Consider the following 25,671-nt stretch of genomic DNA (forward strand, 5'->3'; position numbering starts at 1 on the left):
GCATCCGAGATGTCACCGCCGACATTATCGAAATAGACGTCTACACCGTCTGGACATACCCGTTCAATCGCTGCAGACATGTCATTCTCCCGCTTGTAGTTGAGGACCACATCGAACCCGAGCTTTTCTTTCAGATAGGCGCATTTTTCGTCAGAACCTGCGATTCCTATTACTTTTGCTCCGACAATCTTGCCGATCTGACCGGCAATCATACCGACGGCTCCCGCTGCGCCGGATACCACCACCGTTTCGCCATCCTTCGGTTTGCCGATATCCTCCATGCCAAAATAAGCCGTTAGGCCCGTCAGGCCGAGGGCTCCAAGATAGGCTGTAAGCGGCGCTTCCTCCGTATCGATCAGTGAGAGATCTCCCGTGTTGACAGCCGCATACCGCTGCCAGCCCCACATGCCGGAGACGAAGTCACCTTTGCGCAGATTGGGTTCTGACGAGTCCACCACTTGTCCAATCGCCCCACCTTTGATCACTTCATTCAGTGCGTATGGAGGTGCGTAAGACTTCGTATCCTTCATACGGCCCCGCATGTAAGGGTCAACCGACAAATATAATGTACGCACCAGAACCTGTCCTGCTTCCGGTTCAGGGAGCGGCGTATGGATGAATTTAAAATTGTCCCTGGATGGTGCACCTTCCGGACGGGATGCAAGTACGATCTGTTCATTTTCAGACAACTTCATGACCTCCTTGTTGCCAGTGGCCTGCGTATAACCCTTATCATCGTATATGTTATACCACCAGCACAATATGATATCTTTTTGAGCATGTTGGACATAGCTGATCTGGAAGCAACCGTTAGAACTTCAGAATTCCCACGAAGCTCTCATTATCCCATATGCCAAATGCTGACTCTTAATAGTTTAAACCGAAACAGGCGGATCACAAACGTGGGCCGCCTTGAAAACATGAAATATCATTGTATTGCCACAACCAATTCGCTATTCCTGTGCAGTCAAAATCACAGGACCATCTGCTGTGATGGCAATGGTGTGCTCGTATTGAGCAGACAGGCTTCCGTCCTGCGTACGGGCTGTCCAGCCATCAGCATCCAGCTTGCTGCGGTACGTTCCGATATTCAGCATCGGCTCAATGGTAATAACCATGCCTTCCTTGAGACGGGGACCACGATGCGGTGGACCATAGTGGGGCACCTGTGGTTCTTCATGCATTTTCTCGCCGATTCCATGACCGATAAACTCGCGTACGACAGACAGACCTTCCCCTTCAGCATACGTTTGTATGGCATGGGAAATATCACCGATCCGGTTGCCAACTACGGCAAGCTCAATGCCTTTGTAAAGGGACGTTTTGGTGACATCCAGCAGATGCTGGGCTTCCGGTGTCACTTGACCCACTGCATAAGACCACGCGGAATCGGCAAGCCATCCATTCAGATTCACGACCATGTCGATCGTAACGATATCGCCGTCTTTCAGTACATATTTTCCCGGGAAGCCATGACAAATCACGTCATTTACAGACGCGCATGTCGCATATTGGTACCCGTTGTACCCTTTTTGCTCCGGTGTTGCGCCATTTTTCTTCATAAAAGCTTCTGCGAACTGGTCAATCTCCTGGGTGGTGATCCCTGGACGGATCATTTTCGCAATTTCTTTATGGCACGCGGCGAGAATTTCGCCTGCCTTTTTCATATTCTGTATCTGCTCTTTGGTTTTTAACGTAATCATTACAACTTCTCCTGTCCGTTATGATCTTATCCTGTCTTCTATTGTAACGCGAAACGCACAAAATAAAAAATTCGTACAATCGGTAAAGCACCAACATCCTATTATACGCCAACCTCGTGTGCAATGAATACCACATTCCATAAAAAACACGAAACCCTCCTCACTAAGGCTGCGTATATGCTTAAAACGGTTGAAGAAGAAAGGATGATTATCCATGTTCAAAAAAATTATTGGTAAACTCATTGATTCCAAATCTTCATCTCACCGAAGGCGCTACAGCTCCTCGGACAGACGCTCCTATAAACGACACAGCAGCTCCTCAGGCAAACGAAGCTATAAACGCTATTCGTCTTCGGATATGAAATACAGGGATAACCGCCATGGTTCCGGTTACTACAAAAGCAGAAAATACAGCTCCAGTTAATATGGGCTGCAATGATGATATAAGCCAATAGGGGATGTTCAGCCAGCCGTATCTCACGGTAGCAGAACATCCCCTATTGGCGTGTCCGATTCAATTTTAATAGGAATCCAGCAAGCGTTCTATTTCGGCCTGTAATTCAGGCGCTCCTTCTGTGTATCCTGGGCGAAGCCCCAGCAGTCTCTCCAGCATGTGGTGCAAACCAGGCGTAAGCTTCAGCTCTTCCTGCCAGCTTGCAGGTGCCTTGCCCTTCTCCGGCTCATATGCCGAGTACAGCATAAACAGAAGAAAGTGTCCCAGATCCTGCAGATCCTGATCAGGTGTAGCCGGCTCATCTTCCGGCTTGGGCAGTTCCCGCATTCTTCGCTTCAGCTCAGGCAACAACGGCTCCCCCATACGCCGCGCCAGACCGAAGTCAATCAAATGTACGCGCTCATCACGCAAAATAACGTTGGGTATGCGCACATCCCCATGGATATATCCTCGCTCATGAACATGGACCACAGGCTCCAGCAGCTGGAGAGCCAGTACCAGGCATTCCTGCTCTGTATATTGACGACCCTGCTCAAATATACACTGTTCCAGTGTCTCCCCCCGGATATACTCTGTGGAAATGTAGCTTCTCCTCTTATATATGAATGCATGCAGCAGCTTCGGGATGGCCGGGTGATCCATCCGGCTCATCACGTCCGCTTCCCGTTCCAGCAACCGTGCAGAAAGTCTGCCTTTGCTGGGCTTCGATTCCTTTAACGCCACTTCCTTGCCATTCAGTTCGTCGATACACAAATAGGTGAGTCCATAACTCCCCATACCAAGCAGCTCCTGGATTCGGTAACGTCCCGAGATCAGAGAACCTTCCCGCCGGGGACGGTCTGTCCACAGACCCACAAATCTTTGCCAGCTTCGTTGCAGCTCCACTTGTCCTCCCACACCGGCGACTTCTGAACTTCACGCGGCCTTCACAGGCACGTTCGAGCAGTCGTAACAGCCAGTTTTCTTGTTGTAATTATGGAGCCAATTATATCAGGCTGCCTGCGCAAAATCACGGGTAGCCCCTCTACCTTCAGGCTTCCTTGTGTTTCTTGGGCAGCAAACCAAAGAGCATGCGCAGCGAGGTCCCTTTGGGTTTGCGTTTACGGCCCTGGAAGCTGCGCAGATTAGTAACCAGTTCACGATCCCGCTCTTCTTCCAGCTTCTCATTCATCCATAGACGCTGCTTCTCCATCTGATCCTGAAGAGCCGTATGTGTATCGGCAAGTTGCTGCAGCGTTAACTCCAATTCATCCACCCGCTGCTGGAGCATTTGCACACGATCATCCTGCGGCTCGATCATCCCGAAGGTCACCTCATTCACAAGCTGACCCAGACCTTCATAGGACCGGAGATGACCAGTTGGTTCCGTTCCTTCAGGGAACACAGCAGGCAGCATTGATACTGCACATTCTTTCTGTGAAGTGATCTCTATCGTGCTCTCTGGCACGTTCGGAGACAGAACCGTTACCACCGCATCCGCAAGCGGCAGATTATGTTCCCGCAGCTCCGTCATTAATCGTTCAATGCACTCGATATCGTCCGATCTGAACAATCTGGACTTATTGGCGGAACGTTCGAATCGATATCCCTGTTCCTCAAGTGCTGCCGCATATTTACGAAGAGTACTGGCTCCTATGCCCAGGCTCTTGGCCGTTTCCGTCGTCGCTCCTGCTTCTTCAATCATCATTATTCCCTCCCGGAATGAAGTCTTTTGAATTCGAAATGTGGCTTCAGCGTTCCCTTCTGGAACTGTCATCGGATCGGGTCAACCTGTCTCATGAACAATTGGCTTTTGTTTAGCTTGCCATAGGTATTCGTCAATGTCTGGCTCGATCCCTTTGACGGTTTTGTTCTGTTTCTGCGGATTCATAAGAACTTTTGTCACGTCTGTTATTCGTAAAAATCTCTCTTTTTCCGACATGGAGGAGGAATGCTGTCAGGTCGAATGATGCTGGTGCAGACGCCGTCGGTTTATGAAAACAGGTTATTCATGTCAATTTTGTTAACCCCATTACTCCAATACGCTCCCGCGACAGAGGATATCATTGCTGCACTGCTTTTCCATGTGTTATCTTATGTAACGTAGAAACGGATTTCGGCATAAATTAAAGGACTATACTTAACATATGGCTTGAAGTCAGGACAATTACATGATTAGGATATGGGGGTTGAACGGCAGTGTTAGGCAAATCAGGTAAAGTGGCGGTCATCGGGGCAGGTCTTGTAGGCTCAAGTTGTGCATATTCCATGATCAATCAGTCGATATGCAGGGAAATCATGATGGTGGATCGGACGTATGACCGTGCTGTTGCGCAAGCGCTGGATTTCTCGCATTGTATGGATTTCACACATAATCGCACCAAAGTATATGCCGGGACATATGCAGATTGCGGAAACATGGATGTCATTGTCCTGACTGCAGGAGCCAATCCAAAAGCAGGCCAGACACGTCTGGATATTTTGGAGGAGGCCGAATCGATTGCGAAGGACATCGTGCTTCCCATCATGGATAGCGGATTCAACGGCATCTTTGTCGTCGCAGCCAATCCGGTTGACATAGTAACTTATATGGTATGGAAGTTATCAGGTCTTCCGCGTGAGCATGTCATTGGCACAGGGACCTCCATTGATTCCTCCCGTCTCAAAACGCTGCTATCTGAAGTGTTCTCCATTGATCCGCGCAGCGTGCACGGATATGCTCTTGGGGAGCACGGGGAGTCCCAGTTCGTTGCCTGGTCCCATGTGACGATTGGAGGCAAACCGATCATGCATATTATGGAGCAGCATAAGGAACGCTTCAAACACCTGGATCTCGACGACATTGCCCGCAAAACCAAAGATGCCGGATGGGAAATCTTTACACGCAAAGGTTCCACGCAATTCGGTATTGGCAATGCACTGGCTCATATTACGCGCTCCATCCTTAATGATGAACACAAAATTATTGCCGTCTCAGCTATTCTGGAGGGGGAGTATGGTCAGAGCGGTGTATGTGCTGGTGTTCCAGCCATTATCGGAGGAAACGGAATCCAGGAAATTATCGAACTAAATCTGGACGCTTCGGAGCGTGAGAAATTTGAGCGTTCCTGTGAGATATTATCAGGCAACATTAATCGCCTGACCTTGGCGTAATTGTTCCGTTAGCCTTATACAACTCATCCCAGAATGGAAAAGCATAAAAAACCAAACAGGCCAGCGACCTCCTGCTAGGAGAAATCGCTGGCCTGTTTGGTTTACATCTAGGGTATATTTAATTCGGTGCCAGCTGAGGCTGATCTGTCGGCCCCCATTGCTGAAGCACACGCTTCAGTTCACTGAGCATTACCGGTTTACTGATGAAATCACGCATCCCCATCTCGAGACAGGCTTCCTTGTCTTCCCGCTTGGCATTGCCCGTCACCGCGATAATGGCTGGAATGCGATCCTGTGGGATCAGACGGTGTACCAGATCGGTTGCCTTGAGCCCGTCCATGACAGGCATGTGAATGTCCATCAACACAATATCATATGAATTCTGCGAGATGGCCTCAATGGCTTCAACTCCGTTGGTACATACATCCGCTTCATATCCAAGCTTTTCAAGATACTCGGTCAAAATTTTCCGGTTCACCGGGTGATCTTCAGCTACCAGAATACGCATGGCCACCTTATCACCTTGACGTGTGCGATCATGACTGAATTGACGCGCTGTGCCTTCTGAAGCGTATTCCACACTTGTTGCAGGTACGGCAAAACGGAACGTTGATCCTTTCCCGTCCTCACTCTCCACACCAATGCTACCGCCCATAATCTCCACCAGCCGCTTCGAGATGACAAGACCAAGTCCTGTGCCTCCATACTTGCGATTAATGACCGGGTGCAGCTGGGAGAAGGATTGGAACAACTGATCCAGCTTGTCCGCAGGAATACCGATCCCGGTATCTTTCACTGCAAAATCAAGCACGTTATCTTCCGGCTTTCTGCCCTTAACGATATCCACATTGACATCAATGCTGCCCTTATCCGTGAATTTCAGTGCATTGCTGACCAGATTGACCAGAATCTGACGGATACGCATGGCATCACCCACCATGAATTCCGGAATGGTTGGATTCAGGCGATACCTGATCTGCAGCTGTTTCTCATCTGCCCGAAGTTTAAACAGCTCCGCCACCTGCTCCAGCATTTTGCGTAGAGAGAACGGTTCGTATGCAAGAGCCATTTTACCGGACTCCAGTTTGCTGAAATCCAGAATATCATTCAGAATATTCAGCAGCGCATCCCCACTCTCCTGAATAATCTGGGCATATTCCCGCTGCTCTTCCGATAGATCGGTTCCAATCAGCAGTTCGGTCATGCCAACAATTCCGTTCATCGGCGTGCGAATCTCATGGCTCACCATCGACAAGAATTCGGACTTGGCCTGTGCTGCAAGCTCAGCCGTCTCCTTGGCGCGCACAATTTCACGCTCTCCGGTGACATCATTGAACACAATGACTACGCCCTGGATCTGTTCCTGATCAATAATCGGCGTAACCTGGTATTCCACCAGGAAGCTGCTGCCGTCCTTGCGCCAGAATACATCTTCCTTGACGGAGCGCCCTTGTCCATCCATAACCGTCATGTGAATTGGACATTCTTCTTTGGGAAAATAACTTCCATCCGCCCGGGAATGATGGATAATGGGATGGGCGCTTTTGCCGATAAATTCTTCCGCCTCATAACCAAACATGGAAGCCGCTGCCGGATTCATAAACATAGTAACGCCTTCCGCATCCAGACCATATATGCCTTCTGTAACGGAATTCAGAATCAGTGCATGCTGCTTACTGAGCTCCTGAATACGCTCCATATACTCCTTGCGTTCAGTAATATCAGACAATATTCCGTATACTCCAACCAATTCCTGGTCGACGATAATGGGCACATTAATGATGGATGCATCGTACTTCTTGCCTGCAGAATTCACAATGCGAGTTTCATAATGCTGCGGTTTCCCCTGCTTCACCAGCTCAAAGTGGGTTCTGCCGCGCCCTACCTCACATGGATCCAGGTTGGAAAGAAACGACTGTCCGATGAGTTTGCTGCGCGGAATATTCAGCATTTTGACCAGATTACGATTAACCGCACTATACTTGCCTTCCAGATTCAATGAGTACACCGCAGCCGGATTATGCTCGAACAAGGATTTGTATCGCTGACGACTCTCTCTCAGACGTCTATCCGCATCCTTGTGCTGAGTGATATCCCGGCTAATGCTTACAATCTGGACGTCTCTTCCCTTCTCTCCAGCTACAGGCTTAGCCAAAGTTTCCATCCAGATGTAATGCCCCTTCTTATGCCGCACACGCATTTTGCAGCCATTGCCAATCTCGGATAGCTCCATTGGGTCTGGGAAATCTCCGGGATAACAATAATCCTTGAAAGACTTGCCCGTCACTTCTTCCGGCCGATATCCAAGCAGAGAATACACAGATGGAGAAACATAGAGCAGCTCTCCATCCAGTGAACTTGTCGTAATGAGGTCTTGAGCATGTTCAGCAAGCACCTGGTACTTTTCTTGCGTCTCCTGGAGTTTTCGTTCCACTTCAACGATCTCCGTCACATCTTTGGCAATGCCATAGATCCCTACAACCTCTTCTCCTGCTGTAATGGGCACGTAGGTGATCTCGGCTTGTCTTACAGAACCATTCTTATGATAAAACGTGATATGGTTACTGACTGAGCGGCCAGTAATCACCTCACGAATATATTTCCGCCTCGATGTTTCACTCTCTGGCGGACAGACCTGACTTGGATGGATACGCATCAAGTCATCGAGTGTATATCCTGATATACGCTCTACGGATGGATTGGCATCGATATAATTTCCATGGATGTCCATCACATATATGGCATCCGGGTGATTAAAAAACAATGATTGGTAAGAACTTCCTTCAGAAATAATCCGCTTCAGGGTTTCCGTTTTATTAATATCCAAGGCTTACCCCTCTTTTCTCAGCCTTTATCTTCTTCTAACAATCTATAAACGTCATTTAGAGTCTAAAGCATATACCCACGAATAACCAAGTAAGGCTGCCTAGAAACAGCTTTTTTCATTTTACCAGATTCCACTCTCACTTTGCTTACAATCTGGTATAAAAATTGTAATATTCCAAATTGAAAAAGATGGAAGCTTTATTTCTTCACTTTGAATCAATCTCTAATGGTGGTCACCTTTTCCGAAATCGCATTAGAAAATCTGGATATTAGTTACAACTTTATAGATACATTATGTATCATTTCAGCTATAATCGATACACAAAGAGCGTACCTGTATCAATATAAACGTACTTTTTAGTACGAAGTAGGACAGGACATGCCAAAGATCCCCCAAGCTCCGCTCACCCGAATACATAGTCGGTTGACGGTCTTGGGGGATATTGATCTGATGCAGATTAGTTTTAAACATCAAACCATCTTAAATTTCCTTTTTTCTAAAATAGAGAACACCAATAAGAATAAACAGCACTGCACTTCCTCCGACTACGGTAAGGAGCGTACCAAGCGGTACATTGTAGGCCCCGAACCCACCGCCGTCCGTTGGTGTCATCAGCAGCATGGGCTGGGCCCAAGGATAGAATGGACCGATTTTCGCCGAGTTCACAATCAGTATGTTCGGTACAGTCAAGGCAAAATTCAGAGCGAGGGGCGCTGCGAAGCTGCTCCAGATCAGGGAAACCAACATCTGCAGTCCGGCAAGGGGCAGGCAGGCGAACAGGCCGAGCAGCAATTTGCCGATAATGAACGACCACGGTACAGGCTCGGTAAGACCCTGAATCCATCCTGCCAGCAGAATGGATATCAGCAGCAGCACTTGGGTACAAAGCAGCAGCACAATGACAATCGTCAGCTTGCCTGCATAAACGCCTGTCCGGGTGAGGGGCAGTACCAGCATTTGCTTCCATCCCCCACCAGCATGTTCGAACCGGCAGACAAATGAAGTGAATACACCCGTCAGGATAGGCATGAGCAGCATGCCATGCAAAAAGACCATCGTTCCCATCAGAACTTCCCACTGTCCTGATGGCTCACTGAGAAGTCCAATAAGCAAAGCTAACAATGGACTCAGCAGAATCAGGAGCCATGCGGGTGACTTGCCCATTTTCAGCCGTTCGGAGGACAGGATTCGGAAATATGTCGTAGCAAAGTTCATCCTAAGCCACATCCTTCCGGCTGAAATGCATCATTCCAAGCAGCATAATCAGGACTCCCGCAGCCAACCCCATCCCCGCGTACAGGAATGGATTCGGTCCATTCCATGCCATCTGTGACCATGCGAGCGGGAAGCTTGGTGAGATACTAAGTGCGAACATACCTGTGATTGCAAGTACAATGCCCAAGGTCACCGGCAGTGCCTGATTCTTGGCAACCATCGTTAGCCACAGTTCAATGGATAGGACAGGTAGTGCCCCGGCCAGTGGCAGCAGGCCCAGCTTGAATGCTTGAATCCATGGAATGTCTCCGGCATTGAAGCCGAACACCAGGCCCAGAATCACGATTCCGGCAGTCAAAAGAAGACAAGAGATGACAAGCAGTATACACGCTAATAGGAACTTCGCCAGATATACTGCCGGTCTCGGAATTGGCATTGCCAGAAGCTGCTTCCATGAACCTTGCTCATGCTCAACATTGGCAATCATAGAGCTCAGGATCGTTGCGCCCAGCATTAATGCTAGCGGTACAAAAACAACCACATTTTCCAGAAGCCCATTCCACAGGTTATCACCATATACTCCTTTTAAATAATCCAGACGGAGTCCAAAGTTCAGGGCCTGCATTAAGGTAAGTCCGATGGGTGCAAGAAAAACAAGAAACCAAATGCCCTTGCCCCGAATTTTGAGCCAGTCCGACGATAGTGCACGTCCCGTCATACCATAGCCCCCTCACCAATAACCCGCATGAAGAGGTCTTCGAGAGACTGACGGTGCTCCTCCACCCGGTAAATGGCGTGATCTTGTTCAACCAGTCTGCGTACCAGAAGCGCAATCGCACTGTTGTCCATATATGGGAATGTAAGCTCAGATCCTTGACGCTGACCGAATTGTCCTTGCTCTCTCGCCAGCTTCATGGCTTCTTCCGGCTCGGATACAGTCAATCGAATAGAGCTGCCTGTCTGGCTATGCAGGTTTGCAATGGTATCCTGAAGTACCATTTTGCCTTCGCGGATAATCCCTACCCGGCTAGCCATCTGCTCCACTTCACTGAGTAAGTGACTTGACACCAATACCGTAATGCCATGTTCCAGCGGCATGCGTTTAATTAACTCGCGGATCTCCTGAATACCGGCCGGATCGAGTCCATTCGTGGGTTCATCCAATATCAGCAGTTCCGGCTGACCCAGCAAGGCACTTGCAATCCCGAGTCTCTGCTTCATTCCAAGTGAATACCCTTTAACGGCGCGCTTTGCATCCCTCGTCAGATCGACTATGGACAATACTTCAGCAATTCTGGATTTGGGTACATTCAGAATTCGCCGCAATGCCTCCAGATTTTCAACTGCATTCAGATGCCCGTAATAAGACGGATACTCTACGAGCGAACCAACACGGCGCAAAATATCCATGCGATCCTTGCGAATGTCTTTATCGAAGACACGAATAACCCCTTTTGTCGGTTTGATCAAACCGAGCAGCATGCGAATGGTTGTTGTTTTACCCGCACCGTTAGGTCCTAGAAAACCGTAGATATCCCCCTTCTTGATATGCAGATCCAATTCGCGAACTGCCGCACGATCCCGATATGTTTTCCATAAATTAGCCGTTTGAATAATGTTATCACTCACTGTTTAATCACCTCGGATATCATCGTAACCGTCCAAGGTTAAAACTAAAGTTGCCCGAAGTTTAAGTTTAGTTTAAATTGTGCTAGGTCAGACCTAAGGTCAATAGATAAATATCCGAACTCCTTCGGGTGAGCTATCCACCTTTTTACGCAGGCCCATCTCCCGAACAAGCAGATCCACAATGGACAGCCCGAGACCTGTACCTTTCGCCCCTACCTCATGCTGCATACCCGGACCTTGATCCTGAATAACCAGAGCTGTTCTGTCGTGAATCCGTTCAGTGGATATGCCAATGTATTTTCCATCCCCTGCATACCGAACCACGTTCTGAAACAGGTTATCCAGAATGCGACGCATGCCCTGTTCATCCACGCGCCAGATCAGCGGCTCATCCGGCAGGTCAATATGGATGTCGAACTGCTCCTTCTCCCATACGGGGTACCATGCCGCGGCCGTTTCCCTAACGATCCGGAAAACATCCTTCTCTTCCAGCTTCAGCGTGTACTTACCACTCGCAAGCAGATTGTACGATAACATGTTATCAATAAGACCGCTTAGATCATCCATCTTGGACTCCATGCGTGACAATGAACTGATGCCCTTATCGCTGAGTGCTTCCTTGTGAAGAGCATGCATATGCCCACGAATGACCGTTAGTGGTGTACGCAAATCATGGGAGAGTCCTGCAATGAGACGTTTGCGGAACTGTTCTTCCTCACGTTCCCTGTGGCGGCTTTCGGTCAGTTGATACACCATCTGATTGAATGAGTCTTCCAGCTGACCAATCTCGTCCGATCTGCGAATATCGACAGGAAGCGGAATGCCTTCCTTTCCTGGCGTAATCATGGCCGTCTGCAGACGGATCAGCCGTTTGCGAATCCGTGCAAAAAACAGAATGGACATCACAATGAAGAGCAGAAAAATAATCGTCATCAGCAAACCAAGATACAGGAGCTCCATCGGCCAGTTGCTCTCGGATTTTTGGAGCAGATATCTCGGCACTTCAATGACCATGAAGCCTTTTCCCTTGTCCTGATTGCCGCCACCTATAAATGAAACGACGGTTAACGGGTCACGGTAGACGGCTTCCTTCATGAATTCCAGCGTATAGGATGCATCCCATACTGCGGGAATACGGGTTTCTACCTTTTTCTGATCATCCAGCGGCCATTTCAAGGTAGTTAGGGTTGATCCATTCACCGGAGTTTCAGTTACTTCTACGCCTTCTCCTCCAAGTATAAAGACGGTTTTCCCGTTCTCATCCACTCTGTACACTGAAGATTTGGGGTAACGGGCATGTAACTCCTTCATGCGATTATCCATCTTGGCAGGCGTTGCCTGATCCAGCTTTTTCGATTCGTTGGACCAGAGATTGCTTATATGCGTAACGTCACCGTAAGGAGCGGTATTGCTCTTGCTCACGTTATTGATGACTACTACGTAAATGACGGATGTGATTGGAAGAACCACAGGTACGAACAAAACCGCACATAAGATCAGAAGGATATAACGGGACATGAGTGAGCGGCCGAATCGGAGCTTACGTTTTCCGTTCTTCTTTCCTTCGCTCTGATCTTTCGGATTCTCTTGCTTACTTAACCGCCCAATCATGGTTTCTTCACACGGTATCCAACCCCGCGCACGGTTTGAATCACCGACGGATTGGCCGGATCCCGTTCAAGCTTCTCGCGCAGATGACGAATATGTACCATTAATGTCTTATCCCCATCCAGATAAGGTTCGTTCCAGACAGCCTCATAAATCTGTTCTTTCGTACGGATCATACCCATATGCCTGAGCAGGTACGCGAAGATGTGAAACTGTTTTCCCGATAAAATAATCTCCTCCCCCGTCTCCTCGTTGACGATCCGATTGTCCTTCTCATAGATGGACAGGTGATCCAGCTTCAAGGCATCATCGGACGAAACGGTGGTTCCTGCCTTGCGCAGCTGCACTTCAATGCGTGCAGCGAGCTCATCAGGGTGAAACGGCTTGGTTACATAGTCATCGGCAAAATCGAGACCATGCAGCTTGTCATCAATGGATGTTCTGGCCGAGAGCATGACGATGGGCACAGAAGGATGTTCCTTTTTCAGTCGCTGTCCTACCGTAAATCCATCCAGCCCTGGCAGCATGACATCCAAAATAATCAGCGAGCAGCCCCCGGCAGCTTCGGCCGCCCCCTCTCCGCTTCCCAGCCATATGACCTCATAACCGCGATCCTCCAGGTCAGCTCTGACCCATGTCGCGATTTCCGTGTCGTCCTCAATGTATAGCAGTGTTGTTTTCATACGTAGATTCGTTTCCTTTCTGCACCCTTTGGGTTAATTATATATCTGAACATATTGGAGTAAGCTGTATGTAGGAACGAACGAAGCACCATTTAAAAAGGATTGCTCTTTTACTTTTATTTGTATTATACCTTAATCTTCAGCTACAAAAATGCCATGCCTAATTCCATGAAGTACATATGAATTGAATAGACGGGAGGAATTTTAACATGCTGCTGGAAGCCATCTATCATCAACCCAAACGGAACTGGGCATATGCCTACGATAAGGATACTGTTCGCCTGCGCCTGCGTGCCAAAAGGAATGATCTCACCGAGGTATACGCCATGACTGGCGACAAATACGCATGGGAAAATACCAAAAAGCAGATCTCCTTAACCAAATTTACCTCAGATTCCATGTTCGACTACTATGAAGGTGAAATAAAGCCTCCGTACCATCGTCTGAAATATTCCTTTTTGCTTAAAAGCGGAGACGAGCAGATCTGGATGTCCGAAGCGGGGTTTCAGGAAGACGAACCGGGCGATCCAGGGCAGATGTTTCAGTTTCCCTATATTCACCCAGGTGCGGTCTTTACGCCGCCTGAATGGGTGAAGGATGCGGTTTTCTATCAGATCTTCCCCGAGCGATTTGCCAACGGCAATCCGGAACTGAATCCGGAGAATGTTGAGCCATGGGGCGGCGAACCTACGCCATCCAACTTCTTTGGAGGTGACCTCCAGGGTGTAATGGATCATCTGGACTACCTCAGCGAGCTAGGCATTAATGCCATTTATTTTACCCCCATCTTCGAAGCAACCACCAACCATAAATATGATACTGAGGATTATCTGCGGGTAGATCGGCATTTCGGTGATGCAGACACCGTGAAACAATTGGTCAAGCTGTGTCATGAACGTGGTATCCGGGTGCTTCTGGATGCGGTGTTCAATCATTCCGGGAAAACGTTTGCCCCATTCGTAGACGTACAGAAGAACGGGGAGAAATCCAAATACAAGGATTGGTTTCATGTACATGAATTCCCGCTGGATGTGAAGGATGGCATCCCTACGTATGAAACCTTTGGATTCGAAGCTCATATGCCGAAGCTGAACACGGAAAATCCGGAGGTAAAAGACTACCTGCTGAAGGTAGCCGAGTATTGGATCAAGGAAGTGGGCATGGACGGTTGGCGGCTGGATGTCGCGGACGAAGTGGATGATGCATTCTGGCGGGATTTCCGGCGGGTGGTCAAGGCTGCGAACCCAGAGGCGTATATTCTCGGAGAGATCTGGAATGAATCCTCGGCCTGGCTGCAAGGTGATCAGTTCGATGCTGCCATGAACTATCCGTTTACCGATGCCGTGAATGGTTTCTTTGTCAAAAATAAAATGAATGCCGAGACGTTCGCAAATTCCATCGGACGGCAACTGTCACGTTATCCACTGCAAGCCAGCGAAGTGGCTTTCAACCTGCTGGATAGCCATGATACGCCAAGGCTGCTGACACTGTGTGAAGGCGATCAGCGCAAGATGAAACTGGCGGCATTGTTCCAGTTCACTTATCTGGGCACGCCGTGCATCTATTACGGAGACGAGATCGGCCTGGATGGCGACCATGATCCGGGCTGCCGGAAATGCATGGAGTGGGATGAGGCGAAGCAGGACCGTGAGTTATTCAGCTTTTATCAGCAGCTTATCGCCCTTCGCCATGCCCATCCCGCTCTGCGTGCAGAAGGTCACGTTCGATTCCTGCAAGCCCGTCCTGAAGGGAGCCAGCTGGTTCTCGAGCGGCAAAGTGAAGATGAACGCATTCTGATTCTGTTCAATCGTTCAGAGGAAACGGCGATCATTGAATTCGAGGGTGGCGCGGGTGAATGGACCGAATTGTTGGACGGTAACCACCGCACGGCCAGGGACGGCGATGTTCTCGCTGTTGAACTGCCTGCATATGGTTATGCGGTATTAAGCACGGAAATCAGTCAGGGACAGAAATAATATCTATTTCGTATCCCTTGCAGATTGCATGAACCTTCTCCTGTGAATACCGTTGCTAGGGCCGAATCATCTTCCTCTCCAACTAAAAAAGCGTCCTGCATGACCTGTAAAAGGGCCTGCGGACGCTTTTTTCGTATGTCTCCTATAATAAAAGCTGTCTTATCGCTCAGTTCTAAGCCTACTCTTCCGATTTGTCCTTCGTGTTCTGTGGTTCGGACTCAGCTTCAGGTTCGGCACGCTTCGCTTTGGGCTTCGCCAGCTTCTCCATCATTTTCCGCCCCGTTGGTGTCTGGGCCAATCCGCCCTGCGCCGTCTCGCGGTGCCTACTTGGCATCGCACTACCCACTTCCAGCATGACGTCAATGACTTCGTCCGATGGAATGGCACTTCGCACCCCGGCCAGTGCCATATCGGCTGCAGCCAGTGCCGTTACCGCACCCAGGCCGTTTCGGACAATGCATGGAATTTCAACAAGCCCTGCGACCGGATCGCAGATGAGGCCCAATGTATTTTTTAACGCGAGACCTACGGCATGAACGACCTGCTCCGGTGTCCCTCCGCGCAGCTCCACCATTGCACCAGCGGCCATGCCGATCGCAGAACCGACTTCTGCCTGACAACCACCCTCTGCACCGGAAATAAACGAGTTATTGGCGATGACATATCCAATTGCACCTGCACAGAATAAGCCGTTCACCAGATGCTCATCACTCCATCCGAATCGCTCCTGGGAGCTGATAAATACACCGGGGATAATCCCGCACGAACCCGCTGTCGGCGTAGCCACAATCCGGCCCATCGATGCGTTGACTTCTGACACACATAGGGCATAAGCCATCGCTAGTGCGGAAGCATCACCCGAGCAGGTTTCGCCCTGGCGAATATACTCGGCCATCTTTTTGCCATCTCCGCCGGTCAAGCCACTGCGTGAAGTGGTGTCCTCCGTCAGTCCTTTCCGTACAGCCTCTTTCATCACCTGATAATATTCCGACATCTGCCGCACAACGTCCGCTTCCGGCGTATTGGTCTCCTGAACCTGCTCCTCGATCATCAGTCGGGCAATGGTTTTGGATTCAGCCGTACAGATCGTATTCAGCTCATGCAAGTGCTTAAACCGCATCCGGATCAACCCCTCTCTTCAAATCAATGACGCGAATATCCAGCACATGATCCAGTGAACACAAGCGTTCCAACATCTCGGCACTTGGTGCTCCGTCCATTTCCATCGCTGTTAGCGCTTCGCCATCCCGGGCTTTCCGGTCCACTTGCATATAACCGATGTTAACCCCTGAGGAACTGATCGTAGACGTAACAGAAGCAAGCACCCCTGCCTTGTCCGCATGACGCAGAACGAGTGTAGGGAATTCCCCGCTGATCTGTACCCGGAAATCATTTAACGCATGCACCGACACGCTGCCGCCGCCAATCGAAGCACCAACGAGCGAACATTGACGCTCGCCATGCCATAGCTCGATCTTGACCGTATTGGGATGAGGAGCAGGTAGTCCACTCGTGAAGAACTCAACCTCCATGCCCGCTTGTTCGGCATATTCTTCGGCGTCCGGGATCCGCGGGTCATCCGTGACATAGTCAAGCAATCCACCAATTAACGCCAGATCCGTACCGTGACCTTGGTACGTATCGGCAAATGAGCCGTACAGTGTCAGCCTGGCACGTTCAGGGGTACACCCCAGCCACTGCCTTGCAATTCTCCCCAGTCTCGCTGCCCCCGCTGTATGTGAACTTGAAGGACCCGTCATCGACGGACCAATAATTGAAAAAACATCTTTAAATCGCATCCTGCACCCCTCCATATCGTCATATCCATCCAGACATGCACCATAATGTTCCTTCATTACTGAATGATGACATCAAAAAAGGACAGTAGAAGGCCTTAGGCCCTCTCTCTGTCCTCGTTACCTGAGAGTTTCATGATGATCAGAGGCCACCCCAAGGGGTACCCTTCTCATCATATACCCCTTGGGTGGCGCATTCGCGCACTCTCCAGAGCTGCGTCCAACGATGGTACATTTACCTGAGAGATTAACCACCTGCGCCGGGTGCGCAGCAGCTTGCTCCTTCGGTGCCTGGCAGCCTACTGAAACCATTGGCCTACCCAGGTCTCTCCCGCTCGTTTTCATCCGCTGTATCGTATATATTCGCTTGAACACATATCAAACGTTGTACTTATGAGATTGATCATTCATATAACAGATTAATATGCAACACACGTAATGTCAACAAAAGTAACGCATCAATATCATCTTGGAAAAACTCCTGTTATATCATATGCATCCTTCCAGAGGAAGGTTCGGTTCAATATAGGACATAGACTAGCTATGAAGTGATTTTGAGGAAGAGCTGTGCTCCTTATAATATGACTGTCTTGAAGGAAGCCAGCTTGTAAGCCATAACAGGAGGGCACCCAGCATCAGAACTGCCGAAACCACCGTATATACCGTTCGAAGAGAGATCACTTCAGCAACTACCCCCATGACCAAAATTGAAATGACCTGTAATGCACTCAGCATCAGTCCAAGTACACTGCTCATTCGCCCCATCAAGTCTACCGGTATATTATTCTGATAAAAGGTGACCAGTCCCGTGTTTGCCGGCGCCGAACACAATCCAAGCAGAATAAAAGCGAATGCTGCAAGCTCAAATGAGAACGAACGGGCGAACAGGAAGTAACCAAACGCAACCAGGAGCACGCCTCCTCCCATCATATGACGAATGGGCAAGTGTTTGGCGAACAACCAAACCAGCAGAGAACCCACCAGATATCCAGCTCCTGTAACACTCATCAACGCACCATACTGTGACTCGGACAGATTCATGACTTGACGGATAAACACCACTTCCTGCGCATCCAGCGACATGCCAATAACAAGAATAATCTGAAACAGGGCATAGATGCCCACCACATATCCCGCTTGACGACTGAAGAGCATTACTGCCCGCCAATCCTGGGCAATCAGGCGAGGGGTTAGCCTTGTCACTGTTCCACCATTCTGCTCCCCAATGCCCAGCCTTGGCAGGAACATCAGGACCAGCGCAGACACCACAAATGAAGCTGCATTGGCATAGATCGCCGCAACAGGAGACAGATAGATCAACATGACTCCGGCTATGGCCGGGCCTGTAATAAAAGCACCTGAACTGATCATTGCCTGCAGGGAATTGAATCGCTTGCGCCGCTCAGCAGGAACCAGCCGGGTGATGTATACCTGTGAAGAAGGAACGAATATGGATGATGACATGCTGACAAGAAACATGATGCCGTACATCATCCATAGACCGGGCATCAGCGGGAGCAATGCCACGAGCACAGCTCTCACCACATCCGCACCAATCATCAGCTGTCGCTGGTCGTAGCGGTCGATCAGACTGCCTGACCAGAACTTGGTGCATACCGAGGCAATTGGCGAAATGATCCATAAGCCTGCGACTGCCGCCGGAGACTGTGTCAAGTTAAGCACCATCAAATTAATGGCCACAATGTAAATGAAATCGCCCAGATTGGATATGCCTACTCCGCCCAGTAGCAAGCCAGCATGTTTCCATCCACCTGGCTGGGCGCCCTTCCCTTTCCCCTTCTCGTGATCAATGCTCATCCATCCGATTCCTCCCAAGTTCAATCATGAATTATACGAGGTAAAGAATTAACACCCAATAATTGTATTATCTCCTATTTCATTCTCTTTCGCAGTAAAAAAATGAGTCTTTCCGGACGTCGATCATCATATTTCGTAAGGCTTCCCTTACAGAAAAAAGACTGCCGCTAATCCGGCAGTCTCAATGGGTTTAATCTGAAGTTGTTTTTTCTATATCATCTTTTGGTCAAGTCCGAAGCCTGCCGAAACCATTCCTTTACGGCATTAGCCTGGTCATATTCCATGAATATGGCTTTGAAGCCGCCCCGATTCACCATCAGCCTCGCCCGAACAGATAACAAGGACTTGCTTCGCTGTCTCAGGGTAGCAACAGTATCCACCGTGACAACATGAGGCCGGCGCATCAAGGCCGTTCTGCGGGAGATTGCCCGGTGGCGAATGGTTAGAAGCTTGCCTTGAATGCTCAGTCCTTCATCCTTGAAGCATCTGTATCCCCAAACGGCACATAAGGGGATGAGGAGAAAGATAAGCGCGCCCGTCGGACCCAGAAACACAGTACCCGCTGTTCCCAGCAGGGCTGCACCAAGCAGTTTCCAGCGCATGAATAACCAGCGAGCTCGGTCCGGGGGTCTGTTAGCGGGTGGCTGCATGACGAATTGCGGTACAATACGTGCAAGCAGCTCATTGACATCGCGAAGCGGCAGCAGCGGATGGAGCATCATTTTTTTCTCCGTCTCCGAAGTCAAAACAAAAATCTCCACCTCGGCATAACCAAACGGCTGTCGCAACAGACCCTCCCTAATCTCCACCGCCTGGACCTTCCCTGGAGAGAACACATGCTTCTTTCGGTCGAGCAATCCGGAAACAATGGTAATATTACCGCCTTCCTGCTCTACCGTGAATCCGGCATATTTTATCGTGAACAGGACAGCAGACAAGAACCAAGCCAGTAGAAACATGACAGGAACAAGTCCGAGCCACCACACCGCTGGCAGCTGTCCAGCCCGCTCAACCAAGCTGCTGTAGAAGTGCGCAGGGAGCAGGTCATCCGCGAAGGAATAAACCCCTGTACCGAATACGACAACGAGCGGCAGATTCATCGTGGTCAGCGCTCCGGCAAACAGCCTGCCGGCTGACAGGCGCAGCAGAACCTCCCGTTCCGGCTGCACAAGCGGAGAGGATGCCTGGTTGTGTTTCTCCTTTTGCCCAAGAGATTCTCCCTCTTCATATGAGGTAAGATCTTCAGCATGTTCAGCTGAGAGAGGTGCTTCCTCTTTCTTCACAGCTTCATTGCGCTTCTGATATAACCATTGCTCTACCCGCTCGGCCTCCGCAACAGCCAGAGCGGGTAATACACCATCCGCCTCCTTGCTTCCGCCTGGCGTCTCAATCTTGAGCTGTGCCAGCCGGAGCAAGCGCTGAATCAGAGGCTGCTGTGTCTGGATAGAGTGAATACGACTGAAATAGATCGATTTCTCCTCCCGGACAAATATGCCCTGACGCAGCACAATCCGATCATCCTGAAGCGTGTAGCTGAACTTACGCCATTTAAGCCAACCATACAGAATAAACGGAAGCGTAAATAGAACAACGGCAGCAGCATAACCATACCAGGGAAACTTGCTCCAGTTCACACCTTTGATGATGAGTAGAACGAGGATGGGAATGATGGATTTCATTACGCTAAAAAAGGGAAATAACATGTACAGCTTATGTAGATGCTTGGGTTCATTCATCGTGATCTTCCACCTTCGCCAGATGTCCGATACTCCGCTTCAATTGCTCTGCTTCCTCTCTTTCCAGTCCGGCGATATGAAGTGTGGCTGCCGCTGTAATAATGCTGACTTTGGCAAGTCCATACTTCCGCAGCAACGGACCGCTCTCCAGTTCCACCTGCTGTACACGCGTCATCGGCACAATCGTATCCGTATGCCATAACCAGCCGGAATGGATCTGCACTTCATCCTCAGCGACTCGAAAACTAAAGTGTCGGTGTCGCAATCCGGGCAGAATCCAGGTGTACCAGATCAGTGAAATGATAAAAATCCCTAATCCAACCCAGCCCGGCCACAGCACCCATTCTCTAACCCATGCGACAATCAGATATCCAATGGCCAAAAGAGCCAACAGCCCATTGACCATAAGGGCCGTCAGGGCTGTAGCTTGTTTGGCTTTGGGGTGGAGACGTCGCAGTTCTCCGTTGTTAAGCTCTGTGTAATTCATCGCGTGACTCACACTCTCCTACCATTCAAAATTAAGGCTGATTAGGAAGCTTCAGATCCTTCGCCCAAGCCTGAAGCTTCTCCTTCGTCCATTCCTCGTTCTCACCCATGATGGAGTAACGTAGCCCATTCTCACTCCATGATATGTTCCGTATGCTCTTCATATACGAACCCTCGGTATCCCGAACCTTCACCTTGGACTCATCCGGCAGCAGTGTATCATCCACATTTTCATCCGGCGCCTTGAATACCGTCAGATTCACTTCAACCTTATCGTTGTTGACGTAATACAAGGTCACTTCATCCCTGCCGAACTCTCCGCTTGATGAATACATCTCCACCCGTGACAGCTCCAGCTCACCATTTAAATCCTGTAAAAAGGGTTGGCCCAAAGCTTGTTCGGCTTCTTCCAGACTCACTTCCGAACTCTGGCTCAGATCGTTCAGATTCTGCACATCCACTTCTTCGGGAATGTCGATTAGGAACGTATCCTCAGAAAATTCGGGATCATATTGAATCGGATCATAGACCATTTCTGACTTTTCATCACCATATGTGCTAATGACTTTAACAATCATCCACGTTTTGGGGTCGACCCAATACTCGGAGGAAATGGATAAGGTGCCTTCCTCTTTTGGCATCAGCTTGATGTGAATGACTTCCTGTCCGTGAAGCTCTTCCTGTCCCATCATATCCACATCATGGGAATCTCGCAACCGTTCCAGCTGATCCACCAGCATCTGCTTCTGAGTCTGTTCAGGCTGTTGTCCCATAGCAGATACGTTCATCGTATACGCCGTGCCGGTCTCTTTTTCGTAAATGGTAATGTCTGTTCCGTTATTGACCGCGTAGCTGATATTGCCATTCTCCTCTGTTTCGGTGCGCTTACGCCCAGTCTCTCCGTCGACCCATTCCTTAATGTGCATGGTGTGAGTCAATTTGTCATCTGACCACATTTTCATTACACCTTCGGCATAGTACGAAGCGGGTTTTGTTTCTGCAGTGACAACCTTCTCGATCATCTCATCTCCTGACAGGCCAACCAGATCCTTTTCTGCGCAGCCTCCGAGCAGTGACCCCGCAAGTAAAGCTGTGCCGAGCATCATCCATCCTTTTTTCATCATTATTGTTCATCCTCTCTTGTTTTGTTTAAGGGCATTACATCTCAGGCAATCGGCATGCAGCCAGCGTGCCGTATCCTTCAGCCGACCACATGCGCATCTCCCCCCCATGCTTGATGGCAATCCGTTTGGCTATGCTTAATCCGAGACCCGAACTGCCCGCATACACCTTCTCTTCCTGATTCTGATGTTGAACATAGGGTTCGAAAATACGATCCAGCTGTTCTTCGGGAATAGCAATCCCTTCATTTTGTACCAGAATTAATGTTGATCCCGTTCTGTACTGCTCCAGTTCCAACGCCAGTGTTGGAATAACCCATTCCGGAAGCGGCTGATCTGAAGCAATCACCCCCAGACCCATCAAACCGTTCATGCTTGTATGACGCAGTGCATTGTTAATCAAATTATCTGTCAGACGCATCAGTTGTTCGGGATGAAGCCGGTAAAGGCAGTCTGTGCGGACAACCGTTCTCACCTCAATCTGTCCACGCTCGGCGAGTCCTCCGTAACTTCCGAGCAGCATATCGAAGAACTCTTCTCCTTCCACCTCAACCATCGCCATCTCCAATTCACTGGAACCCAGCGCCGTATACATTTCAAGTTCACTAATCATGTGTTTCATGCGTTCCACATTACCAAACAGCACATCCCGGTAGTCCCGTCTCTCTGACGGTTCCAGCGGAGTATCAACACTAAGTGCCTCCGCATAGGCACTGATGGACATTAATGGCGTCTTCAGGTCATGAGACAGCGAAGCGACCATGAGCTCTTTCTCTTTTTGCTCCTTCTCCACCTCTGCCTGAGTCTGCCTGACTTTCTCCTGCATCGCACCAAATTGCTCCAGCAGCATGCCCATTTCATCCCGACGTGTCGGTACGTTATCCACGGGGACTTCCCCCCGTGCAAATGCATGCATTCGGTCCATTAGATGTCTCATCGGACGGAAGAGCTTTCTGGATAGCAGCCAGAGCACCGTGCCGTATAACAGGATAAAGAAAACACCAGCGAACCCAACGACCCAGGTTGTCCGAACCGAGATGCCTTCCAGCCACTCTCCGCGAAGCATGGTAATCTCGTAAATGCCAATCAATTCACCCTTTTCCCATACCGGTTTTTTCAGCGTAAACGTGCGATGACGAATCTGCATGTCGTACAGATCCCGATATAGTTCCGAACCCCTAACCGTATAAGCTCCGGCAGCCCAGGTATCCCCGCCGGATGTATACACCCGGATCCCTGAAGGCAGATAGAGGTCTACGTTCACTTGGTTACTAGCCAGTCCAGAGAGTGACGCATAGGCATCCGACGATTGCAGACGGTACAGGCCCGGATCGGACAACCTTTTCTCGATGGGAGCCAGCCGTCCGGTTAACTCTACATATTCCGCTACGGAGCGCTGGTCGTTATAGTAGTTGTATAGGGAGAATAATGCCCAACCTGCAGCGACAGGAAGCAGCATCACAATAAGAAAAGCAATCATCAACCAGTACTTCAGCTTCATTCCGTTATATCTCCTATGAATCGGTATCCGCTGCCCCACACGGTCTGAATCCAGCGTGGTTGATGAGGTTCGTCGCCCAGCTTGGCCCCCAGGCTTTTTACATGGACGGTAACCGTACCTGAGCTTCCTGCTACTGGCTGGTTCCACACATGTTCATACAGCTCCGTTTTGGTGAATGCACGGCCCGGATGAGAGGCGAGCAGCGTGAGCAAAGCCCATTCTTTGCCCGTCAGTACGACATCTTCCCCGTGAAGCTGCACCTGTTGATTCAATGGGTTGATCGACAAGCCGTCGTTGTATTCTTGATGGGTCGATTCCGGCTTGATGCCCTGATATCTGCGATATCTGCTCAGGTGGGATTCAATGCGGGCTGTAAGTTCTGCCAGGCTGAACGGCTTGGTAATATAATCGTCGGCCCCCAGACCAAGACCTCTGACCTTGCTCTCCTCTTCGATGCGTGCACTCATCATGAGCAGCGGAACATCGCTGATCAGCCGGATATTTTTACATACTGTGAACCCGTCCATCTCCGGCAGCATCAGGTCGAGCAAGACCAGCTGATAGGTCCCTTTCCTGAAATCTTCCCAGCTCTCCAGACCGCTCGAAGCCCAAGTCACCCCATATCCCTCACGCCGAAGATGGTCCATCAAAATGCGGGCAATTTCCGGATCATCCTCCACCAGCAATATGTTCACGTTGTCTCTCATCGCTGCTTCATCCTCCCATGACTGTATTGTAGCGAAATACATCTTTCTCTCCGCAGAGTTTATACTTTCTTCATAAAATGCGTTCTTGAAATAAGAAACAAATAGTACGCAAAAAGAGCCCCCTGAGTTCAGGACGCCCCAAATACATTGGTTGACGCATGTGGTCGTGATGTCGTGATGTCTTCATTACTGTATAAAATAACGATCTTATATTTCATAGAAGATACTGCGGTTCTCGACGTAGGGTCTGCAATATTTGCCGCAGAGCTTCGGCATCCGTTCCTTCATCCATGCATGCCTGGACTCATTGGCCATCTGGAAGGCAAAATAACCGAACGTAAAAATTAGCATGAATCCTTCCATCAGCCTGATCTCTTGTTCGGTGAGTGGAGCTGTTTGTTTGGTATAACCCGACAGGAAGATATCCCGTTCTTCCCCGTTGAAGATCAAGGCTGCACCTGCAGCATCGAAAAGATAATAGCCATAACCATATAAACAGAAGTCGATCATGGAGATTCCCTGTTCCGTCACCAGCAGATTCCCCCGGGTGATGTCACCATGAATCACTCCCCATGTTTCTGGGCCAATAGGATAGGTTTCCAGCTGCTTGTTGATATTCCCGAATGTCTCACGTATCAAGGCGATGTCTTCAGGTGAAAATATGCCCAATCTGACGCCTTCCTCAAGCTGCCCAAGCATGTTCAGATTTTCCTTGATACTTCCATATGATGGACGAACTTCAGACTGGCCTGTCCAGCCATCTTTCGCTTCTGATCCGACGTCGGTTGTATCAGGTCTATCCTGTACGCGACCATACTGGTGCAGTGTCTGCATCTGCATCCCTAAGTCATGAATCTGCTCTGTTGTCAGCTGCTCCCCTTGCTGAATATCCCTGCCTTCAATCCATTCCAGCATGGTGCAGCAGATTTCTTCCCCGCTTTCCAAGAAGCAGACGGTAACCCAATCTCCCGACGTATTACGAACAGGTATCTGCACGCGTAATCCGGTAGTTGATTTTAATTCATGAAGGAGACTCATCTCCGCTTCCAGCGCTGGACGTGTATGTTGAATACCAGTCATACTTGCAAAAGCAGCTTTATGTATACGCAGCAGATACTTCTGTCCGCTTGCTTCGTCGATTATATGATATGTCAGGTTCTCATTGTGACGGATAAAGGAGGCCGAGGGCTTCCTTAAGGGATAGCGTGTTATCGCATCCTTAACCAAGTTGTCCAGGAATCGTTCACGGTCCGTTGTGATCATCAACATCTCCTTCAGA

Annotated in this window: 22 protein-coding genes and 2 riboswitches; of the genes, 3 read left to right on the forward strand and 19 right to left on the reverse strand. The window is 49.5% G+C overall.

Annotated elements, in window-relative coordinates; all coding sequences use genetic code 11:
- Both MH144_RS26145 and map read right to left on the reverse strand, forming a co-directional pair.
- The coding region (locus tag MH144_RS26145) for an NADP-dependent oxidoreductase (RefSeq protein WP_481857396.1) at nucleotides 1-689 on the reverse strand (689 nt) is incomplete at its 3' end.
- Between the two features lie 264 nt (nucleotides 690-953).
- Nucleotides 954-1,703, reverse strand: a complete 750-nt coding sequence (map, locus tag MH144_RS26150) for a type I methionyl aminopeptidase (RefSeq protein WP_239305207.1) — start codon at nucleotides 1,701-1,703, stop codon at nucleotides 954-956.
- 214 nt (nucleotides 1,704-1,917) lie between these two features.
- On the opposite strand from map, the gene MH144_RS26155 reads away from it, so the two are divergent.
- A complete protein-coding gene (locus tag MH144_RS26155; protein ID WP_095291745.1) occupies nucleotides 1,918-2,127 on the forward strand; it encodes a hypothetical protein in 210 nt (69 codons plus the stop codon).
- 96 nt (nucleotides 2,128-2,223) lie between these two features.
- On the opposite strand, the gene MH144_RS26160 is transcribed toward MH144_RS26155, so the two are convergent.
- On the reverse strand, nucleotides 2,224-3,042 hold the full coding sequence (locus MH144_RS26160) for a serine/threonine protein kinase (protein ID WP_239305208.1): 819 nt from the start codon (nucleotides 3,040-3,042) through the stop codon (nucleotides 2,224-2,226).
- A 145-nt stretch (nucleotides 3,043-3,187) separates the two neighbouring features.
- Nucleotides 3,188-3,841: a hypothetical protein gene (locus MH144_RS26165; protein ID WP_239305209.1), complete on the reverse strand. Its 654-nt coding sequence runs from the start codon at nucleotides 3,839-3,841 to the stop codon at nucleotides 3,188-3,190.
- Between the two features lie 494 nt (nucleotides 3,842-4,335).
- Here MH144_RS26165 and MH144_RS26170 point away from each other — a divergent pair, with 494 nt between their 5' ends.
- Nucleotides 4,336-5,289, forward strand: a complete 954-nt coding sequence (locus MH144_RS26170; protein ID WP_239305210.1) for an L-lactate dehydrogenase — start codon at nucleotides 4,336-4,338, stop codon at nucleotides 5,287-5,289.
- A 118-nt stretch (nucleotides 5,290-5,407) separates the two neighbouring features.
- On the opposite strand, the gene MH144_RS26175 is transcribed toward MH144_RS26170, so the two are convergent.
- The 6 genes from MH144_RS26175 to MH144_RS26200 form a co-directional block, all read right to left on the reverse strand.
- Nucleotides 5,408-8,116 (reverse strand): PAS domain S-box protein, encoded by a 2,709-nt coding sequence (locus tag MH144_RS26175; RefSeq protein ID WP_239305211.1) that lies wholly within the window; start codon nucleotides 8,114-8,116, stop codon nucleotides 5,408-5,410.
- Nucleotides 8,117-8,596: 480 nt separating this feature from the next.
- Entirely contained in the window at nucleotides 8,597-9,331 is a 735-nt protein-coding gene (locus MH144_RS26180) for an ABC transporter permease (protein WP_239305212.1), read from the reverse strand.
- Nucleotide 9,332: 1 nt separating this feature from the next.
- Nucleotides 9,333-10,049, reverse strand: a complete 717-nt coding sequence (locus MH144_RS26185; RefSeq protein WP_239305213.1) for an ABC transporter permease — start codon at nucleotides 10,047-10,049, stop codon at nucleotides 9,333-9,335.
- Nucleotides 10,046-10,960, reverse strand: coding sequence for an ABC transporter ATP-binding protein (locus MH144_RS26190; protein WP_095291735.1), 915 nt, complete (start codon nucleotides 10,958-10,960; stop codon nucleotides 10,046-10,048). The genes MH144_RS26185 and MH144_RS26190 overlap by 4 nt, the downstream gene beginning before the upstream one ends.
- Before the next feature lie 99 nt (nucleotides 10,961-11,059).
- Nucleotides 11,060-12,571 carry a HAMP domain-containing sensor histidine kinase gene (locus MH144_RS26195; RefSeq protein WP_239305214.1) on the reverse strand — a complete coding sequence of 504 codons (1,512 nt, stop codon included), beginning with the start codon at nucleotides 12,569-12,571 and terminating at the stop codon, nucleotides 11,060-11,062.
- Nucleotides 12,568-13,251, reverse strand: a complete 684-nt coding sequence (locus MH144_RS26200; protein ID WP_239305215.1) for a response regulator transcription factor — start codon at nucleotides 13,249-13,251, stop codon at nucleotides 12,568-12,570. The genes MH144_RS26195 and MH144_RS26200 overlap by 4 nt, the downstream gene beginning before the upstream one ends.
- 209 nt (nucleotides 13,252-13,460) lie before the next feature.
- On the opposite strand from MH144_RS26200, the gene MH144_RS26205 reads away from it, so the two are divergent.
- On the forward strand, nucleotides 13,461-15,227 hold the full coding sequence (locus MH144_RS26205) for an alpha-glycosidase (RefSeq protein ID WP_239305216.1): 1,767 nt from the start codon (nucleotides 13,461-13,463) through the stop codon (nucleotides 15,225-15,227).
- Between the two features lie 178 nt (nucleotides 15,228-15,405).
- On the opposite strand, the gene sdaAA is transcribed toward MH144_RS26205, so the two are convergent.
- From sdaAA to MH144_RS26250, 9 genes are all read right to left on the reverse strand, one after another.
- Entirely contained in the window at nucleotides 15,406-16,347 is a 942-nt protein-coding gene (gene sdaAA, locus MH144_RS26210) for an L-serine ammonia-lyase, iron-sulfur-dependent, subunit alpha (protein WP_239305217.1), read from the reverse strand.
- Nucleotides 16,337-17,026 (reverse strand): L-serine ammonia-lyase, iron-sulfur-dependent subunit beta, encoded by a 690-nt coding sequence (gene sdaAB / locus MH144_RS26215; protein WP_239305218.1) that lies wholly within the window; start codon nucleotides 17,024-17,026, stop codon nucleotides 16,337-16,339. The genes sdaAA and sdaAB overlap by 11 nt, the downstream gene beginning before the upstream one ends.
- Before the next feature lie 106 nt (nucleotides 17,027-17,132).
- Nucleotides 17,133-17,237: riboswitch (glycine riboswitch) on the reverse strand.
- Between the two features lie 4 nt (nucleotides 17,238-17,241).
- Nucleotides 17,242-17,367: riboswitch (glycine riboswitch) on the reverse strand.
- A 193-nt stretch (nucleotides 17,368-17,560) separates the two neighbouring features.
- Complete coding sequence (locus MH144_RS26220; protein ID WP_239305219.1) at nucleotides 17,561-18,841, reverse strand: MFS transporter; 1,281 nt, start codon at nucleotides 18,839-18,841, stop codon at nucleotides 17,561-17,563.
- Between the two features lie 215 nt (nucleotides 18,842-19,056).
- Entirely contained in the window at nucleotides 19,057-20,577 is a 1,521-nt protein-coding gene (locus tag MH144_RS26225; RefSeq protein WP_239305220.1) for a PH domain-containing protein, read from the reverse strand.
- On the reverse strand, nucleotides 20,570-21,064 hold the full coding sequence (locus tag MH144_RS26230) for a PH domain-containing protein (RefSeq protein ID WP_239305221.1): 495 nt from the start codon (nucleotides 21,062-21,064) through the stop codon (nucleotides 20,570-20,572). Before MH144_RS26230 ends, MH144_RS26225 begins: the two co-directional genes overlap by 8 nt.
- Before the next feature lie 31 nt (nucleotides 21,065-21,095).
- A complete protein-coding gene (locus MH144_RS26235) occupies nucleotides 21,096-22,187 on the reverse strand; it encodes a LolA family protein (RefSeq protein WP_239305222.1) in 1,092 nt (363 codons plus the stop codon).
- A gap of 34 nt (nucleotides 22,188-22,221) precedes the next feature.
- Nucleotides 22,222-23,685 (reverse strand): sensor histidine kinase, encoded by a 1,464-nt coding sequence (locus tag MH144_RS26240; protein ID WP_239305223.1) that lies wholly within the window; start codon nucleotides 23,683-23,685, stop codon nucleotides 22,222-22,224.
- Complete coding sequence (locus tag MH144_RS26245) at nucleotides 23,682-24,392, reverse strand: response regulator transcription factor (RefSeq protein ID WP_239305224.1); 711 nt, start codon at nucleotides 24,390-24,392, stop codon at nucleotides 23,682-23,684. The genes MH144_RS26240 and MH144_RS26245 overlap by 4 nt, the downstream gene beginning before the upstream one ends.
- A 207-nt stretch (nucleotides 24,393-24,599) precedes the next feature.
- Nucleotides 24,600-25,655: a phosphotransferase enzyme family protein gene (locus tag MH144_RS26250; RefSeq protein ID WP_239305225.1), complete on the reverse strand. Its 1,056-nt coding sequence runs from the start codon at nucleotides 25,653-25,655 to the stop codon at nucleotides 24,600-24,602.
- Between the last annotated feature and the right edge of the window lie 16 nt (nucleotides 25,656-25,671).

The organism is Paenibacillus sp. ACRRY (genome assembly GCF_022346995.1).
Classification (GTDB): Bacteria; Bacillota; Bacilli; order Paenibacillales; family Paenibacillaceae; genus Paenibacillus.